Source organism: Acinetobacter sp. CAU_H_S170_2 (assembly GCF_058890445.1).
In genome coordinates this window covers 1,472,522-1,489,330 of sequence record NZ_JBZYAE010000001.1, presented here as the reverse complement: position 1 = coordinate 1,489,330, position 16,809 = coordinate 1,472,522, and the positions used below count along the sequence as shown (strand labels likewise).

21 protein-coding genes are annotated in these 16,809 nt (G+C 40.3%); 9 read left to right on the top strand and 12 right to left on the bottom strand.

Annotated elements, in window-relative coordinates; all coding sequences use genetic code 11:
• Positions 1–77: 77 nt before the first annotated feature.
• The 3 genes from AC5EUN_RS07290 (at position 78) to AC5EUN_RS07280 (ending at position 1,395) form a co-directional block, all read left to right on the top strand.
• The gene (locus AC5EUN_RS07290; protein ID WP_004697075.1) at positions 78–311 is read left to right on the top strand and encodes an SEL1-like repeat protein; all 234 of its coding nucleotides are present in this window, start codon (positions 78–80) and stop codon (positions 309–311) included.
• Positions 312–451: 140 nt separating this feature from the next.
• The gene (locus AC5EUN_RS07285) at positions 452–832 is read left to right on the top strand and encodes a DUF2750 domain-containing protein (protein WP_004984635.1); all 381 of its coding nucleotides are present in this window, start codon (positions 452–454) and stop codon (positions 830–832) included.
• Positions 833–963: 131 nt separating this feature from the next.
• Entirely contained in the window at positions 964–1,395 is a 432-nt protein-coding gene (locus AC5EUN_RS07280; RefSeq protein WP_010326774.1) for a CBS domain-containing protein, read from the top strand.
• Positions 1,396–1,530: 135 nt separating this feature from the next.
• Here AC5EUN_RS07280 and trpB read toward each other — a convergent pair whose 3' ends face one another.
• The 9 genes from trpB to AC5EUN_RS07235 all read right to left on the bottom strand — a co-directional run bounded on the left by trpB (position 1,531) and on the right by AC5EUN_RS07235 (position 9,208).
• Positions 1,531–2,739, bottom strand: a complete 1,209-nt coding sequence (trpB, locus tag AC5EUN_RS07275; protein WP_010326775.1) for a tryptophan synthase subunit beta — start codon at positions 2,737–2,739, stop codon at positions 1,531–1,533.
• A 42-nt stretch (positions 2,740–2,781) separates the two neighbouring features.
• A complete protein-coding gene (locus AC5EUN_RS07270) occupies positions 2,782–3,969 on the bottom strand; it encodes a vWA domain-containing protein (RefSeq protein ID WP_063454280.1) in 1,188 nt (395 codons plus the stop codon).
• Positions 3,970–3,982: 13 nt separating this feature from the next.
• Positions 3,983–4,834: an AAA family ATPase gene (locus AC5EUN_RS07265; RefSeq protein ID WP_004697065.1), complete on the bottom strand. Its 852-nt coding sequence runs from the start codon at positions 4,832–4,834 to the stop codon at positions 3,983–3,985.
• A gap of 22 nt (positions 4,835–4,856) precedes the next feature.
• Positions 4,857–5,240 (bottom strand): hypothetical protein, encoded by a 384-nt coding sequence (locus AC5EUN_RS07260; protein WP_004697064.1) that lies wholly within the window; start codon positions 5,238–5,240, stop codon positions 4,857–4,859.
• Positions 5,241–5,262: 22 nt separating this feature from the next.
• Positions 5,263–5,571 carry a YcgL domain-containing protein gene (locus AC5EUN_RS07255; RefSeq protein ID WP_004984643.1) on the bottom strand — a complete coding sequence of 103 codons (309 nt, stop codon included), beginning with the start codon at positions 5,569–5,571 and terminating at the stop codon, positions 5,263–5,265.
• A 129-nt stretch (positions 5,572–5,700) separates the two neighbouring features.
• Entirely contained in the window at positions 5,701–6,843 is a 1,143-nt protein-coding gene (locus AC5EUN_RS07250) for a ribonuclease D (protein ID WP_010326777.1), read from the bottom strand.
• 206 nt (positions 6,844–7,049) lie between these two features.
• A complete protein-coding gene (gene recR / locus AC5EUN_RS07245) occupies positions 7,050–7,646 on the bottom strand; it encodes a recombination mediator RecR (protein ID WP_010326778.1) in 597 nt (198 codons plus the stop codon).
• A 16-nt stretch (positions 7,647–7,662) separates the two neighbouring features.
• On the bottom strand, positions 7,663–7,992 hold the full coding sequence (locus AC5EUN_RS07240; RefSeq protein ID WP_004697049.1) for a YbaB/EbfC family nucleoid-associated protein: 330 nt from the start codon (positions 7,990–7,992) through the stop codon (positions 7,663–7,665).
• Between the two features lie 28 nt (positions 7,993–8,020).
• The gene (locus AC5EUN_RS07235; RefSeq protein ID WP_010326779.1) at positions 8,021–9,208 is read right to left on the bottom strand and encodes an O-succinylhomoserine sulfhydrylase; all 1,188 of its coding nucleotides are present in this window, start codon (positions 9,206–9,208) and stop codon (positions 8,021–8,023) included.
• Positions 9,209–9,350: 142 nt separating this feature from the next.
• Here AC5EUN_RS07235 and AC5EUN_RS07230 point away from each other — a divergent pair, with 142 nt between their 5' ends.
• Both AC5EUN_RS07230 and AC5EUN_RS07225 read left to right on the top strand, forming a co-directional pair.
• Positions 9,351–10,442: an alpha/beta fold hydrolase gene (locus tag AC5EUN_RS07230; RefSeq protein ID WP_010326780.1), complete on the top strand. Its 1,092-nt coding sequence runs from the start codon at positions 9,351–9,353 to the stop codon at positions 10,440–10,442.
• A gap of 15 nt (positions 10,443–10,457) precedes the next feature.
• Entirely contained in the window at positions 10,458–11,330 is an 873-nt protein-coding gene (locus AC5EUN_RS07225; protein ID WP_010326781.1) for an NAD(P)-dependent oxidoreductase, read from the top strand.
• Between the two features lie 71 nt (positions 11,331–11,401).
• Here the strand turns inward: AC5EUN_RS07225 and AC5EUN_RS07220 are convergent, their stop codons facing one another.
• Entirely contained in the window at positions 11,402–12,115 is a 714-nt protein-coding gene (locus AC5EUN_RS07220) for a transglutaminase-like domain-containing protein (RefSeq protein WP_029575034.1), read from the bottom strand.
• 380 nt (positions 12,116–12,495) lie between these two features.
• On the opposite strand from AC5EUN_RS07220, the gene AC5EUN_RS07215 reads away from it, so the two are divergent.
• The 3 genes from AC5EUN_RS07215 to AC5EUN_RS07205 all read left to right on the top strand — a co-directional run bounded on the left by AC5EUN_RS07215 (position 12,496) and on the right by AC5EUN_RS07205 (position 14,533).
• Complete coding sequence (locus AC5EUN_RS07215) at positions 12,496–12,765, top strand: YARHG domain-containing protein (protein ID WP_004697032.1); 270 nt, start codon at positions 12,496–12,498, stop codon at positions 12,763–12,765.
• A 30-nt stretch (positions 12,766–12,795) separates the two neighbouring features.
• Positions 12,796–13,209 (top strand): HIT family protein, encoded by a 414-nt coding sequence (locus AC5EUN_RS07210; RefSeq protein ID WP_004697031.1) that lies wholly within the window; start codon positions 12,796–12,798, stop codon positions 13,207–13,209.
• Between the two features lie 271 nt (positions 13,210–13,480).
• Positions 13,481–14,533, top strand: a complete 1,053-nt coding sequence (locus AC5EUN_RS07205) for a porin (RefSeq protein WP_010326783.1) — start codon at positions 13,481–13,483, stop codon at positions 14,531–14,533.
• 104 nt (positions 14,534–14,637) lie between these two features.
• On the opposite strand, the gene AC5EUN_RS07200 is transcribed toward AC5EUN_RS07205, so the two are convergent.
• Both AC5EUN_RS07200 and AC5EUN_RS07195 read right to left on the bottom strand, forming a co-directional pair.
• Positions 14,638–15,258 carry a YidB family protein gene (locus AC5EUN_RS07200; RefSeq protein ID WP_010326784.1) on the bottom strand — a complete coding sequence of 207 codons (621 nt, stop codon included), beginning with the start codon at positions 15,256–15,258 and terminating at the stop codon, positions 14,638–14,640.
• A gap of 108 nt (positions 15,259–15,366) precedes the next feature.
• Positions 15,367–15,834, bottom strand: a complete 468-nt coding sequence (locus AC5EUN_RS07195; protein ID WP_004697025.1) for a DUF6231 family protein — start codon at positions 15,832–15,834, stop codon at positions 15,367–15,369.
• 34 nt (positions 15,835–15,868) lie between these two features.
• Between AC5EUN_RS07195 and AC5EUN_RS07190 the strand changes: the two genes are divergently transcribed.
• Positions 15,869–16,738 carry a DUF2797 domain-containing protein gene (locus AC5EUN_RS07190; RefSeq protein ID WP_010326785.1) on the top strand — a complete coding sequence of 290 codons (870 nt, stop codon included), beginning with the start codon at positions 15,869–15,871 and terminating at the stop codon, positions 16,736–16,738.
• Positions 16,739–16,809: the final 71 nt, after the last annotated feature.

Here is a 16,809-nt window from a genome sequence, read left to right as displayed (position 1 = left end):
ATTTAACATTAGCGTGATATTTATATCTAAAGGTAAAAATACCTTTAAGTGATCATAATTAGAACAAGGAGCTTAATATGATTCAACAAATCTCTCATCATGACTTAGAACATGCGTATGCGGATGCAGTAAACACCATTCAATCACAAATGAACTTCGTAGAAGCAGTACAACAGTTAGAAAGCGTTGCACGCGCTGGACACGGTAAAGCAGCACTATTTTTGGCAGAACTTTATTATCAAGGTTTCCGCGTAGAACGTGACTCGCTGAAAGCACAATACTGGCAACAGCTTGCCACCATGAAAGCATAATAAAACGTCACCTAGGTGGCGTTTTTTTTGAACCTAACATTTTGATATGACATATTTATTTACATAGTTATGCAAAGCTTACACTGAACTTTCATCTTAATTATTTAAAATAGCGTCATGTTCCTTAATGACATAACGCTATGTACAAAATTTTGAAACTACAACCGATTTCAAATCATTTATATTTAAAAATCAATATTCTAAGAGGCATGATGTACTGCGGTATTCTTTGGGGGCTTTACAACGCTGAACAGCAAGGCTGGGCGATGACCTCAGATCACGATGACTATGTTTTTCCTTTTTGGCTCAATGGTTTACACGCACACCAATATGCTCAATTGCACTGGCCAAACTATATTCCTAAAAAAATCACGCCGCAGGATTTCCAGAGCGCATTACTGCCTACTCTGTCACGTTTAAAAGTCACACCAGCGCTATGTAACGGAACAAAGCGCATGAAGCTCAGCACGTCTCAAATGCGCCACTTTTTCTTCAATGACCGTATTCTGTCGCCAGCTTAAGGCTCATTAAGAACAATAAGACGTAATTAACTTGTTATTTTATTGAGAGCTATGACTGTAAAGTATTTGCTTTTTTTTTAAATCGCGCTAATTTAAATATAAAACAATAACCACAACCGAGGATATGCCCTATGACCAATGTTGCTCAAGTATTAAAAGATAAAGTACATCAAGCAATCTACACCATCAGCCCTGAAGCCACGGTTCTTGAAGCAATTTCACTTATGGCAGATAAAGGCATTGGTGCGCTTGTGGTTACACAAGAAGAACGCGTTGTAGGTATATTGTCCGAACGTGACTACATGCGCAAAGTCATGTTGATGGAACGTACTTCAAAACAAACCACAGTCAATGAAATTATGACAGCAAAGGTACTGACCGTAACAACAGCAGTTACGGTTGAAGAATGTTTAGACCTGATGACAGACCGCCACCTTCGTCATTTGCCTGTTGTTGAGCAAGATAAATTATTGGGACTCATTTCTATTGGTGACTTGGTGAAAGCGGCAATGGATGATCAAAAGAAACTGATTGAGCAACTACAACAGTATATTTCAGGTTAAGTTTTAATTTTTACGTGTACAATCATGAACTTATACTCAGCATTGGCTACTAATGATAAAAAATAAAGCCGAAACCATATAAAAATCCCTGCACTAAGCAGGGATTTTTATATGTAAATATGAAAGGCTTAAAACTTAGTTCAGACCTAATTTTGCAGCGACATAGTCTGCATCTTTGTCGCCACGACCAGATACATTCACCACAATTTTAATATCTTTGGCCAACTTTGGAGCTTCACGAAGTGCCCATGCTACGGCATGTGAACTTTCAAGTGCGGGGACAATCCCTTCAACACGTGACAACCGCATAAATGCATCCAAGCACTCTTGATCAGTCGCAGTGGTGTATTCAACACGGCCTAAATCTTTCAGCAGACTATGCTGAGGCCCGACGCCAGGATAGTCTAGACCTGAAGCAATCGAATGTACTGGTAACGGTTCACCTTGATCATTTTCAAGTACATAACACGCCATACCATGAATCTGACTTGGTTTACCTAAAGTTAAGGTTGCCGAGTGCATGTCGGTATCTAGACCATGACCTGCTGGTTCGACACCAATCAATTTCACATCAGCATCGTTCAAAAATGCGGTGAAAGCCCCCATAGCATTTGAACCGCCACCGACACATGCAACCACATAATCTGGGTTCGCACCAAAGCGCTCATGGGTTTGTTCTTTAATTTCTTTACCAATAATCGACTGGAAGTCTCGCACCATCATTGGAAATGGATGTGGCCCAACAACCGAACCAATAGCATAGATATAATTGGTTGGATCTTTTAAATACTCGTCAAAAGCACTGTCCACAGCATCTTTCAGCGTTGCAGTACCACGTGTCACTGAAATGAGTGTTGCTCCAAGGATTTTCATTTTGACAACATTGGGATGTTCTTTTTCAATATCCACCTGCCCCATATGAATTTCACATGGAATCCCGACCAAAGCACAAGCTGTTGCTAATGCAACGCCGTGTTGGCCTGCACCTGTTTCTGCAATCACTTTGGTTTTACCCATATATTTTGCAAGCAGCGCTTCACCCAAACAGTGATTAATTTTATGTGCGCCTGTGTGGTTTAAGTCTTCACGTTTAAGATAAATCTGTGCCCCGCCCAACTGTTCAGATAACCGTTTTGCATAAAACAACGGACTTGGACGACCAACATAGTGTGCAAACAGTTCAGCAAGTTCAGTTTGAAATTCTTCTGTTACACGAATTTGCTCGTAAGCGACTTTAATGTCATCCATTGCCGCTTTTAAGTGAGGTGGAATAAACTGACCACCATATTTCCCAAAAAAGCCCGCTTCATTAGGCAAAGCAATACCATTAATTTGATGATCCATTTTTTATGATCCTTATTCTTAAAATGTGCTTTCTTTCCAGCTTTATCGTGCTAAATACTTGGTCATATCCTCAACGCCTTTGAGGGTCATTGGGTACATATGGTCTTCAAAAATTTGCTTAATCAAACCAATCGTATGAGTGTAATGCCAATAACGATCTTCTTCTGGGTTCAACCATGCTGTTTTTTCAAAATGATTGCGTAAACGCTGTAGCCAGACATTGCCTGCTTCATCATTCATATATTCAACCGAACCACCCACAGAATTGAGTTCATAAGGTGCCATAGAAGCATCCCCAACCACAATTACACGATAGTCGCGTCCATAGGTATTGAATAAATCCCACGTATTCATACGGGTACTTGAGCGACGTACATTGTCTTTCCAAACATAGTCATACAAACAGTTATGGAAATAGAAATACTCTAAGGTTTTAAACTCAGTTTTCGCTGCACTAAACAGTTTTTCGCATTGTGCAATGTGTGAATCCATCGATCCACCCACATCAAACAACATCAGCACCTTAATACGATTACGACGTTCAGGCACGAGCTGCACATCGAGTATGCCTTGCTTCGCGGTTTCACGAATTGTACCGTCGATGTCTAACTCTTCAGCCGCACCTTGTCTGGCAAATTTACGTAAACGACGCAATGCCATCTGCATTTGGCGCGTTCCGAGAATTTGATCATCATCCAAATTCTGATATTTACGTTGTTCCCAAACTTTTACAGCAGAACGTTTACGTCCTGGCCCACCAATACGCACCCCTTCAGGATGATCACCATAAGCACCAAATGGAGACGTTCCTCCAGTGCCGATCATCTTGTTTCCACCCTGATGTTTCTTATGCTGCTCGCGCAAACGTTCTTCCAGCATTTTCATGAGTTCTTCTAATGAACCGGCTTTCTTTAATTCTTCACGCTGCTCAGGAGTTAGATGCTTTTCTAAGAGCTCTAAATCAAACCAGTCTTTCGGTAAATTTTGAACTTTATTCAGTAAATCATCTAAATCAAAAGTTGAAATCCCATCAAAATAGTCCTTCATGCCTCGGTCAAATTTGTCAAAGAAGCGTTCATCTTTCACCATAATAGTTTTGGCGAGTTGATAGAACTCTTCTTGATCGGCAAAGACCAAGCCTGAAGCAACAGCTTCATTCAGGTCAATCAGTTCACGCGTCGAGACGGGAACACCGTATTTGCGTAAGGTATAAAACAAGCGCACAAACATGCGTGTCTCTCCTTTAGCGACGCGACATAAAGGCTAAACGCTCAAGCAACTGTACATCTTGTTCGTTTTTAATGAGTGCGCCATATAAAGGTGGAATGGCTTTAGACTTATCATGATTACGCAGTACATCTTCTGGCATATCATCAGCCATGAGCAAGCTTAACCAGTCAATCAATTCAGAAGTTGATGGTGGTTTTTTTAGACCCGGAACTTGACGTAATTTGAAGAAAACTTGTAATGCTTCATTGACCAATGCCGTTGAAATTTGCGGAAAATGAACATCAATAATTTCACGCATAGTTGCATCATCTGGAAATTCAATATAATGGAAGAAACAACGACGCAAGAATGCATCAGGAAGTTCTTTTTCATTATTTGAAGTAATAATCACAATAGGACGTTGTGATGCAGTAATAGTTTCGCCCGTCTCATAGACATAGAAAGACATCTTATCCAATTCATGCAACAAGTCGTTTGGAAACTCAATGTCCGCCTTATCAATTTCATCAATCAATAAAACACAACGTTCTTCACTGGTGAATGCTTCCCACAACTTACCCGGTTTAATATAGTTTTTAATGTCATAAACACGGTCGTCACCCAGTTGGCTGTCACGTAGACGTGAAACTGCATCATACTCATATAAACCTTGCTGGGCTTTTGTGGTTGACTTGATGTGCCAAGTCAATAATTTTAAGCCTAAGCTTTCAGCCACTTGTTCAGCCAGTAAAGTTTTGCCCGTACCCGGCTCACCTTTGACCAACAAAGGCTTTTGTAAGCTACGTGCAGCTTTTACAGCAAGTTTTAAACTATCGGTAGCGATGTACTGATCTGTACCCGTAAATTGTTGTGTTTCAACAGACATGATTAAACCTTATTTTTATTAATTACAGCGGTGAATGATTGTTACTGACAACTGCTTTGGTTTTATTAGCCACATATTTTGACCAAAAGAAACCGATCACAAGCCCCACACCCATGACAAAGAGAATCAGTGACAAATTTGACCAAATGAGTGCTGATTCTTTCGTTAACACACCGAAAAGCAAGCCAAAAATAGCCGGTGCAATCGATGAGTTTGGACCTTCGGAAACCGTTGGCGTCAATAAAATGGCAAAGATCATCATCCATGTGATGCCACCCAACAGCTTCGGCAGGCGTGTAGCAATGGAATACCAACACCACAAAATTAGCAAACTGCCCAAAAGGTAAACTGTGACAGCAATACTGTCTTCAGGAATTGAATCGAGCATTGAAAGAAAACTATCCACGGTGCAACTCCTGAATTATGCTTTATGCGCCACGAAGGCCTTCTGGTGCCGCAGCGTTCGGATTGATTAATCCTTCTGGCGGCATTTGTAGGAAGAAGCCCTGAGTTTGAATCGAATCCATGACATGCAATACATTTACACGGGCCAATTTACGCGCTTCACTCAGCTCTAACGACATCACAAAAGTCGCTCGACCAAATGCAACACGAACAGCTTCAGGTAAAACATTCAATGGGCTAAAATCTTCAGCGGCTTGATCAGCTTCAGTTGGACAAGCAATATAAAGATACATTTCATCTTTTTTGCTTGATTTATAAATAGAACATTGCATATCTAAAACAGCACTCAAATAACTCAAGCCACAGGATACATCAAATAAAAGCAGCTGACATTAGTCATGATTAACGCATTAGTCGTGATTTTGTATAAATATTCAAACTTCAGACCAATTGACTAATTATTAATCCATGACTTTCATTTGCGTTGAAAGATAGCTTTCATCACGGCGTAGGAGTTGAATTAAAGGTTGGGTTAACAAATCATAGCGCCAACCTAATAAATAATCAGGCAAGTCTTGCTCATCATTATGAAAAACCACATGTTGATGCAGCGCGTTCATCCACTTTTTGCGCATCAACACTTCTTTAGGAATGCTGGTTTCATTGACCACATTTTGAATTAAGTGATCAATCTTCTCCCCCACATCTTTTGAAGAATGACGGATCGGACGTGCCATACGTAGTGGCCAATCTGCTTGCTCAGGCAAGAATTTCACCAAATCTAAAATGGTTTTACCGTGCTCGCGGACGACGTTTTGACGTATGTCTTTTACACCCGATAACTGAAAAGCATTTTTTGGATTTTTCTCAACCAAATCAATCATGCTTGAGTTTTTCAAAATGAAACTACGTGGTGTATTTAGCGCTTTCACCATGTGCTCACGCCATACAGCCAACTGCTGCAACTGCATTAACTGACGACGTGAATGTCGATAGTTACCAATATCTTGATAGAGTAAATGCAAAGGCGTTTCTGTCGCGATCTCTTGCGTCAGATGCTGACAGTCCTCAAGTGCAAAATTTAAGAGTGACTTTGAATCTAGTTCTTGTTTAACTTTTTCTGAGAGATTCATCAAGTACAGCACATCGTTTGCCGCATAGCTCAGTTGTGCAGGGCTCAATGGACGCGCCAACCAGTTTGAGCGGGTTTCCCCTTTATCGATATCGACATCCAACATTTGTTTCAGTGCATTTTGATAGCTCACTTGTAGACCATGTCCTAAGAAAGACATACCCACTTGGGTATCAAATACATTGTTTAAGGTTTTATGCTGTGCATAGTGATAAATCAGGTCGATATCTTCACTACATGCATGAAAGACATTTTGCTGTGCACGAAAAAGTTTATTCCAAAATTCAGATAAATCGAGTGTCGTACCATCGAGTAAATAGACATTGTTTTCGACATTGATTTGAAATACGCCTAACTTTGGCCATAAGGTATCGACTTTGATGAATTCTGTATCGAGTCCATAGACTTCGTTACGATCCATTTTTTCTAAGACTGGTGTTAAGTCTTGTTGCTGCTGAATAAACTGAAACATATCCTACTGCGTCTAATGCTAGATGCTCTTTGGGCTATCTTACCTGAATAAGATCATTTAGCTATCAAGATTTCTAAGGGTTTTTTAATTATTTGCCGTTTTTTGTGATTTTTTTATACAACTAGATTCAAATTAATATTTTTTTTATCTTACTCAAGATTTCAATCTTGTAGCTCAACTAAAAAATGAAACAAGTATCGAAATACTTATTTCATTCGCATTCTGTTATGTACAGCTTGGCTTAAGGTATGACTATCGACATATTCAAGTTCGCCACCCTGTGGTACGCCTTGTGCAATACGCGTCATTTGGATCGGTAAATGTTTCGTCGCCTCAACCAAATAATGCGCTGTGGCCTGACCTTCTACCGTTGCATTGGTCGCCAAAATCACTTCTGTTACTTTACCATCGCCTAAACGCTGGATTAGATAAGGAATGCCGATCTCTTCAGGCCCAATACCATCAAGTGGAGATAAATGCCCACCCAATACATGGTACTTACCGCGGAAACTGCCACTTTGCTCAATCGCCATCACATCTGCGGGAGACTCAACCACACAAAGGAGTTGATCGTCACGTTCATGCGAGATGCAAATATCACAAACTTCGTTTTCAGTCAGTGAGTGACACAAACTGCATTCGTGAATATAGCTGGTGGCTTCGTTTAAAGCATGTGCAAGACCCACAGCCCCTTCACGATTTTTCATAATCAGATGAAGCGCCATGCGCTGAGCCGATTTCGGCCCAACACTTGGCAAAATACGTAAAGCTTGTACCAGTTGATCAAAACGATCGCTAAACACTATACGTATTCCTTAATTAGAATAAACCAGCAAGACCCGGTGGTAAGCCTGCACCTGAGTTCGCAGCTTTCATCCGCTCTTCAGTGATTACTTCGGCCTGACGTGCAGCATCATTCATTGCCGCAGCAATTAAGTCTTCAATCATATCTGCATCATCTTGCAATAATTCAGGATTGATTTCGATACGTTTTACCACATTGCGGCAAGTCATCGTCACTTTAACCAAACCACCACCAGCTTCAGCATGCACTTCAGTTTGCGCAAGCTCTTCTTTGGCTTTTTTAATGTTGCTTTCCATGTCTTTTTGCATGCGTTGAGCTTGCTGCATTAACATATTAATGTTCATTAAAATCTCCGAACATAAAATTAAAAAATTAGATTAAGTCTAAACCACGTGTGATATCGCGAATAATATCATCAATATCTTCTAAACCAACAGAAACACGAATTAAACCTTCACGAATTCCTGCGGCTTGTTTCGCTTCTGGTGAAAGTTTGCCATGGGTAGTCGTTGCAGGATGGGTAATGGTCGATTTGGCATCGCCCAAGTTACCTGTAATTGAAATAAACTGAGTATTGTCAATAACAGTCCATGCCCCTTCGCGCTCGCCTTTCACTTCAAAAGAAACGATCCCACCAAAGCCTGTTTGTTGCTTCGCTGCAAGTTCATGCCCAATATGCTCTGGTAAACCTGCGTAATACACTTTTTCGACTTTCGGGTGTGTATTTAAGAATTCTGCTAGCTTTTGCGCACTTGCTGAATGCTCACGCATACGTAAACGTAGAGTCTCTAAGCCTTTTAAGAATACCCATGCATTGAAAGGACTCATTGAAGGCCCTGTAGTACGCACATAACCAAATACTTCTTCGAGTAGTTTATAACTACCCACTACTGCACCACCAAGAGCACGACCTTGACCGTCCAAATACTTCGTCGCTGAATAAATCACCAAGTCCGCACCAAACTCAATTGGACGCTGCAAAACGGGTGTACAGAAACTATTATCAATCGCTAAAAGTGCGCCATTGGCATGTGCGATATCAGCAAGTGCTTGAACGTCTGCCACTTCAGCCAAAGGATTCGACGGAGACTCAACAAAGAGCAATTTAGTTTCAGGCTTAACGGCATTTTTCCATGCATCTAAATCTGTTAAATCGACAAAGTCGACAGTTACACCAAACTTAGCCACATATTTTTCAAACAAAGATACGGTCGAACCAAATACCGCACGTGAACAAATCACATGATCGCCCAGTTTTAAAAATGACATTGCCACGGCCATAATTGCGGCCATACCCGAACTGGTTGCCACTGCACGTTCTGCACCTTCTAAAGCTGCAAGGCGTTTTTCAAACATTGCAACAGTTGGGTTGGTAAAACGCGAGTAGATGTTCCCTGGCTCTTGACCTGAAAATTTTGCTGCGGCCTCTGCTGCATTTTCATAGACAAATGATGAAGTTAGAAAGATAGGTTCGCCATGTTCTCCCTCGAAACTACGCGTATGCCCAGTACGAATGGCTAAGGTATCTAATTGGTATTCAAATTCGTCTTGTAGGCTCATGGCTCTGGTTCAGTCGACAGACTGCCTTTGTAAAGAATTGCCAACATTTTGAGCGTCTAGGCTATTTAAGGTCAAGGTAAAATACGCGAATATTGATTAGACTTCGATCAAACTTTCTGCTTATTTGAGATCTAAGACCTATATGCACGCTTTAAAAACTAAAATTTCAATACATCAAAATAAATTAAAGAATCTTTCTACGCGCATTTTTAATGGAAAGTCACTCATTTTGTCGCAAAGCACGGCTTATGAAGTGATTGAAACATTTGATCTGACCCAAATTCGCTATTACGCGCCTGAAGTGCGTAAATATAAAGAACCCTTAGTTTTTGTGGTCCCGCTAGCCATCAATATGTCTATTTACGACCTTTATCCTTATCGCTCGCTGGTGAAGTACTTCCAACAGCAAGGCTTTGCCGTATATGTGATTGATTGGGGGAAATTAAATATTCATAACCGTCATTTTAACTTTCTGACGTTTATTGATCATTATATTCCACTCTGTATACAAAGCATTTTAAAACATAGTGATAGCGAGCAAATTTCCCTGCATGGCTGGAGTATGGCTGGCATTTTCGTGACCTTGTATACCGCCTTACATCAACCCAATTTTGTGAAAAATTTAATGGTTTTAGGGAGTCCAATAGACAGTTATAAATCTGGGCGAAATGGCCAGTTCTTTGCATATCTCAATCGAATCATTTCAAAAAGCAAAGCATTACAACAACAAATTTATCAGGGCAAAATACCGAAGCGTCTGCTTCATACCTCTGGAGGGTTAAATACTTTTGGTTTTAAAATCATTGATCCTATCGGCTGGTTTCAAAGTCATAAGAATCTACTGCTTAATTTAGATGACCATGAAGCCTTGTATGAACATGCCACCATCGGCGGTTTTCTCAATCGTATGATTGATTATCCCGGAGGCATCAATCAAGACATGCTTTTTAATGTTTGGCTGCGTAATCCACTCAAAACTGGACTAATCACATTAAATGAGAAAAGCATTGCTTTAAAAAATATACAGTGCTCATTGCTTGTGGCTGCGGGCACAACAGACCAACTTGTTACAGCAGAGGCAGCTCAACCATTAACCCAATTGACAAGTAGCACCGATGTCACGTTTACTCTTATCCCAGGGGGACATTTAGGACTGATGTCGAGTAAGCGTAGTGCCGATGAATTTTGGCCACAACTGGCTCAGTGGTTAAGTGAACGTTCAAGTAAAATTTAAATACTAAGGTTTGACATGATTCAGTCAGTTGCATTTATCGGTCTAGGCGCCATGGGTTATCGCATGGCATCACACTTACCTAAACACTTTGAACACGTGTGGGTATGGAATCGCAATTTTGATAAAGCAAAACAACATGCAGAAGCCTATGGCACGCAGGCAGTGGAACTTGCGCAAGCCGTTCAGGCCGATGTAGTCTTCTCTTGCCTTCCAACCAGTCAAGATATTGAAGACTTACTTGCGCAAGTTGAGCTTAAAGCAGGCAGTATTTGGGTCGATTGCACCAGCGGTGTACCCTCTTCTGCAAAAAAAGTAGCTGAACAACTTAAACAACATGGTGTGGACTTTTTAGATGCACCTGTGAGTGGTCAAACTATTGGCGCTGATAATGCAACCCTTACGGTTATGATCGGTGGTGATACAGCTGCTTTTGAACGCGCATTACCAGCCATTCAAGCGTTTGGTAAACTGATTAAACACGTGGGCGAATCGGGTGCTGGTTTTGCAGTTAAAGCCGTAAACAATATGCTTTTGGCTGTGAACCTCTGTGCTGTTGCCGAAGGGTTTACCACCCTAAAAGCCCATGGCGTAAACTTAAACGAAGCATTAGATTGCATTAATGCGTCTAGTGGTAAAAGTGGCGTAACTGAAACTGTTTTACCACAGCGCATTCTCAACCGCAGCTTCCCGCTTACTTTTGCACTCCCTCTATTAGCAAAAGATACGGGCATTGCCGTTGATTTAGTCCGCGAAGCAAAACTATCCGCACCTGTGATTGGACTGGCTCAAAGTTTAATTCAAACTGCTAGTGATTTATCTGAAGCAGACAGCGATTTTTCTTCAGCAGTTAAACTATATGAGTCATGGAGCAAAATTACTTTAGAGTAATGCTTATCATAGTCAGTCATACTTTAACTTTAATCATAAGTTAAGCTATTCCGATGGCCGAACAAAAAGCCTCATAAAGAGGCTTTTTGTATATTTCTAATTTTATTGACATTTTTATTCATTAAGTGTCTGACTACATATTTAAAAGCCATACGTTGTATCGGACTAAGTTCTTGTTGGTGCATATTATAAAAATCATCTGGGCTAGCAAATAAACCGAAATCTTGATTAATCCCCTTGTCTTGGATAAAAGTATCATTCAAATTCCAATCGATAGGTGGATTTTCAAAGTTCTCGGTAAATACCCCAAAACCACAAAAAATTTTTGTTTGATGCTTATTTATACTTTGTAATTTTTCTAGATAAAGTCGATCAAGAATTACACCCTCCAAAATATACCATTGTCCATTCACATGAACTTCGACCCAACTATGCAAAATATTCTTGGGCGATAACTTATACCAAATGCCTTTGATTGCACCTTTTTGTAAGGCTTTATCGATGGTAAACCCATGTATCCGAGTGGCTTCAACCACCGCTCGGAGTAACGCCATCAATAACGTTGCTTTGGTATTACACTGACCATAACCGTCGCTTAAGACTTGAGATGCCTGTATCGTATCTCCCGTGTTATAGCCAAATTGAACTTCATCACGAACAAAGTTATAAATATTCCTCACCTTATTAACTTCATCAAGATCTCTCCATTTGCGCTGTTCAATCAAATTTTGAATCGATGGATGGTAATAATCTAAAATCGGCGTCTGTTCTAATAGCCTTAGCATACTCAGCTCTCCAATAATGAATAACTTAAAAAAACTCATTGCTAATCGTAAAAAATTCCTGAAATAGAATTTGAGATGAGGCGAATATTAAAGGTTAAAAAAGCTGACGCACCGAAGCACTGTGGCCCTCTCAATGAAATCTAAAAATATTAGAGCCTAAGAAAAGTTGTAAAAAATAGACTAAATTACATAAAAAACTTAAATATCCATTTCTATCCACCATCTTAAAAGCTATTGATATATATAAATTTTATGTATTATATGCAGCAATTATGAAGTAAAATTACAATTGAGTAAGAACTCACCATTGAATAAACAGAACAAACCCCTATAAAGTAATAGTGTGACTACATACAATGTTACAAACTGAGGAAATTCTCATGAAAAAGTTGACTGTAGCGGTTTTTGCCAGTCTTGCAACATTAATCGGGGCGCAAAGTTTTGCGGCATCACCTGAGCAAGAGTGTCAAAAATTAAAAGATGATCATGATGTCATTTATGCATCTAAAGGTTTCTGTTTTAAGGACCCTGAAGCGAAAGCAAAATTTGGCAATGATAATTGCTACACCACTAAACCGAAATTCTCTGAAAAAGAGCAACAACGTCTTGACGCGATTAAAGAACGTCAAAAAGAATTAAACTGTAAGTAAATCAGTTTAAGCGAAACTTAAGGAATAGACATGGCTTACGATGAGCAAAACATTTTTGCACGAATTTTACGTGGTGAACTTCCAGCCATTAAAGTATATGAAGATGACCAAGTTCTTGCATTCATGGATATTATGCCTCAAGCAGACGGTCATACTTTAGTCATACCCAAAACACCTGCAGTAACTTTACTCGACCTCCCTGCCGATGCTGCTGCCTACACCATTCAAGTGGTACAAAAAGTAGCAAAAGCCATTGAAGTCGGTTTGGATGCCCAAGGCATTGTCCTCATGCAACTGTCTGGAGCTGCTGCTGGGCAAACCGTTCCCCATGTACATTTCCACCTCATTCCGAGTTCGGTACATGAGCTAGGTAAGCATGCGTTGCAAATGGGTGATCAAGAAAAAATCAAAGCACAAGCAGAAAAAATTCGCGCTGCTTTGTAATTCCATCCATTCAATCAAGGAGCTTCGGCTCCTTTTTTAGGTCTAAAAATAAATAAGATCAATAATCTAAGTTCTCAAAATCAAGCTTAACAATTTATCGCGGAAATGCATTTGACATTGACTTGTTTAATATTTTTGTAATATTCCCTTAATATTAATGACTTATTTGTAATCAATAATGAGCGCCAAGAGACAGAAGTCTGATGAATAAAAAGACGACTGAATAACCTTTTATAGACGAATCAACAAAAAGTCTTTCTTGGAGCTACACATGAAAAAAACACTTTGCGCATTAGCAGTTGGGGCAACTTTACTTACACCAGCTTTAGCGATGGCTGCTGACGTAAAAATTTATGGCCGTGCGCATGTTTCTTTAGACTATCTAGATGATGGCGCTGACTATAACGAAGTTGGAATCTCTTCAAACTCTTCACGCTTAGGCTTCAAGGCTGAACAAGAGCTTGAAAATGGCATGACTGTATTCGGCCAAATTGAACAAGAAATCAATTTCGCAAGCGGTTCATCAAATAGCGACCTTGAGTTTGCAACACGAGATACTTTTGTAGGCTTAAAAGGTGACTTCGGTCAAGCACGTGTGGGTCGTTTTGACAGCCCATTCAAGGCTGCACGCGGTCCAATCAACTTCTTTGGCGACATGGTTGGTGACGTACGTAACGTAACACGTGTAGGTAACTTGAAGTTTGATGAGCGTAATGCAAATACTATCGAATATAAATCACCTAAATTTGGTAATGGCTTCAATGTATTAGGTGCACTTTCTTTACATGAAGCAAATAGCCCAGATGCAACAAAAGATGGTGCTAAAGACAAAGATAAAGCTTATGACTTAGCTTTAACCTATAAAGAAGGTAACGTCGACTTCGCTGCTGCATACGAACACTATGAAGAAGAAGCAACTAGCGGTGAGCGTGATGGTTTCCGTATCGCTGGCGCATACAAAATCACCCCTGACTTTAACTTAGGTGGCATGTACCAATTCCTACAACATGACAACTCTACAGTTACTCCTGATGCACAAGTCTTTGGTGTAGCGGGTGAATACAAGTTTGCTCCAAAAACTTTAGTACGTGGTGAAGTATTCTACCGTGATGTCGATGCAGATGATGCAAACTCAACATTACTCGCTGTTGGCCTTGAGCACCGCCTAGACAAAGCAGTTCGTTTATACGGTAACTTGGCAACGGTTATTAATGATGACAAATCAAACCTAACCCCTTGGAAAGAAGGCCGTACAAACAGCGTAAGCGGTGTAGCGGGTGAAAACAGTCTTGGTCTTTCTCTAGGAATGCGTTACGACTTCTAAGTTAGCGCTCCCCTAAAAATTAAAAAACACGCTTCGGCGTGTTTTTTAATCTAGAATTTCAAGTAATAAAAAAGCCATTCTAGGATGGCTTTTTTATTGTGAATTTAGCGTTTTAAAAAACCCGAAACCAAGTTCAATACCTGTTGGATATCCGCGTTGGCTTCTTGAGGATTGGTTTGTCCTGCTTGCGGGGTGAGTGAATCAATAATTTGCGGTAATACTTGTGAAATAGCACTATATACATCTTGTTTAGGTGCATTCGCTTGCTCTGCAACTTGCTCCACCGCGGCATCATCAAACAAGTTTTGCACTTGCTCTGGATTTACACTGGCATTTTCTCCTGGCCCTGTTGAAACCCAGTCCTCGACCTGACTGCTTAAACCCTGTCCTTTGAGTTTATCTAAAGCTGCTTGCAAACCACCTTGCTGTTGAATCCATGCCAAAATCAAAGGCAATACCGCAATCAATAAACTTTTCCCACCGCCTGCAAATCCTGAGTTCTGCGAGTTTGGCATCTGTTGTGACTGTCCACCAGTCAAACCGCCCAACACCGAACCTAAAATATCGCCCAGACCACCCTGTTGTGTTTGGCCTGTACCACCCGCCCCGAGTTGTCCAAGCACCGAACCCAAAATTCCACCCAAACCACTTTGTTGGTTTGACTGTTGCTGACCGCCCATGGCCTGCTTTGCTAAAATTTCTATAATATTATTCAGGTTCGTCATCACTTTATCCTTTCTAGGTTTTTTAAACAGCATACGATGTTTAAAAAAACCCTATAGAAATAAATTGTTAATTTTTGCTATGAATGGAAAAATACAGTCGCAGTCAAATCACCAACGGAATTTATTCCAGTTTTCAGGATTCGCCCAAAACTTTGAATTAAACCAGTCAGGCACATGCTTATAGGTCAAAATATTAAATTGCCATAAAGCAAAGTCTTTACCATGCGTCGTTTTATCGATTAGTTGAGTAAAACCTAAAGCACGAAGTAGTTGTTCATCCTGCAATTGACTCACCACCACAATACGCTTTGCCATCAAATCTCTTAAACGCACCAATAGTTGTGATTTTTGTTGTGAGCTTATATTTTGCATTTCTGCCGTATCAAAAAGCACAAAACCTAAATCATAGCGCTGGGTAAAAGGCAGACTTAAAAAGTCAGATACGCTAAAATATTGCCATTGAATAGATTGATGATGATTTGGGCTGAGATCCTGCCCAATGCACAATGCAGTTGAAATAGGCTGTTCTTGAGATAAATCGTCTAGCATAGAAGTAATGACGTTCAGTTCAGCCATAACCGCATCCTTAATATTGAGTGAGTAATTCTGTATGGAACTTCAAGGCATTTGCCATAAAATGCATGCAGGTCTTAAGGACCTTAGTGTAACTGATCAACATACACACAAGGCAAATGTTGAATATAAATTTATCCTAGATCGTTCAGAAGTTGACCTTCCTTTTAACTTGGGTCAAGAAATCGAGATAGAATGGACTGGTAAAATCTTCTGTGTTTCATGTGGTGCTAAAACATCTAAATCGTTTTCACAAGGCCATTGCTTCAAGTGCTTTAAAACCAAAGCCTCTTGTGACATGTGCATCATGAAACCTGAAACCTGTCACTACCACTTAGGCACCTGCCGAGAAGACAGCTTCGCGCATGAAGTTTGCTTTCAGCCTCATATTGTTTATTTAGCCAACTCAAGTGCCCTAAAAGTTGGGATTACAAGGATTAGCCAAATGCCAACCCGTTGGCTCGATCAAGGTGCAACCCAAGCCCTTCCAATTATGAAAGTCGGTTCGCGCCGTCTTTCAGGCCAGCTCGAAATTATGTTTGGCACACAAGTGGCAGACAAAACCGATTGGCGCAAATTACTCAAAGGCGAAGCTGAACCACTCGACTTGATTGAAGTTCGCGAACAACTCATCGAAGAATTTGCACCTAAAATCCAAACCATTCGTGAGGAATTTAGTCAAAATCTTGAATTCAATGAAACAGTTGACCTTTTGGAAACTGAACTGCCACGCGAGTTTGTTTATCCAGTTGAGCAATATCCTGAGAAAATTAAATCCCACAATCTGGATAAAACCCCAGTTATTCGCGGTAAGTTACAAGGGATTAAAGGTCAGTACCTGATTTTAGATACGGGTGTGATTAATATTCGTAAATATTCAGGTTATGAGCTCAAAATCCGTGCCTAAAGCTACTTACCCTTAAGTAGAATTTGACTATCTCTATACATAAAAAAACCTGCACGAATGCAGGTTTTTTT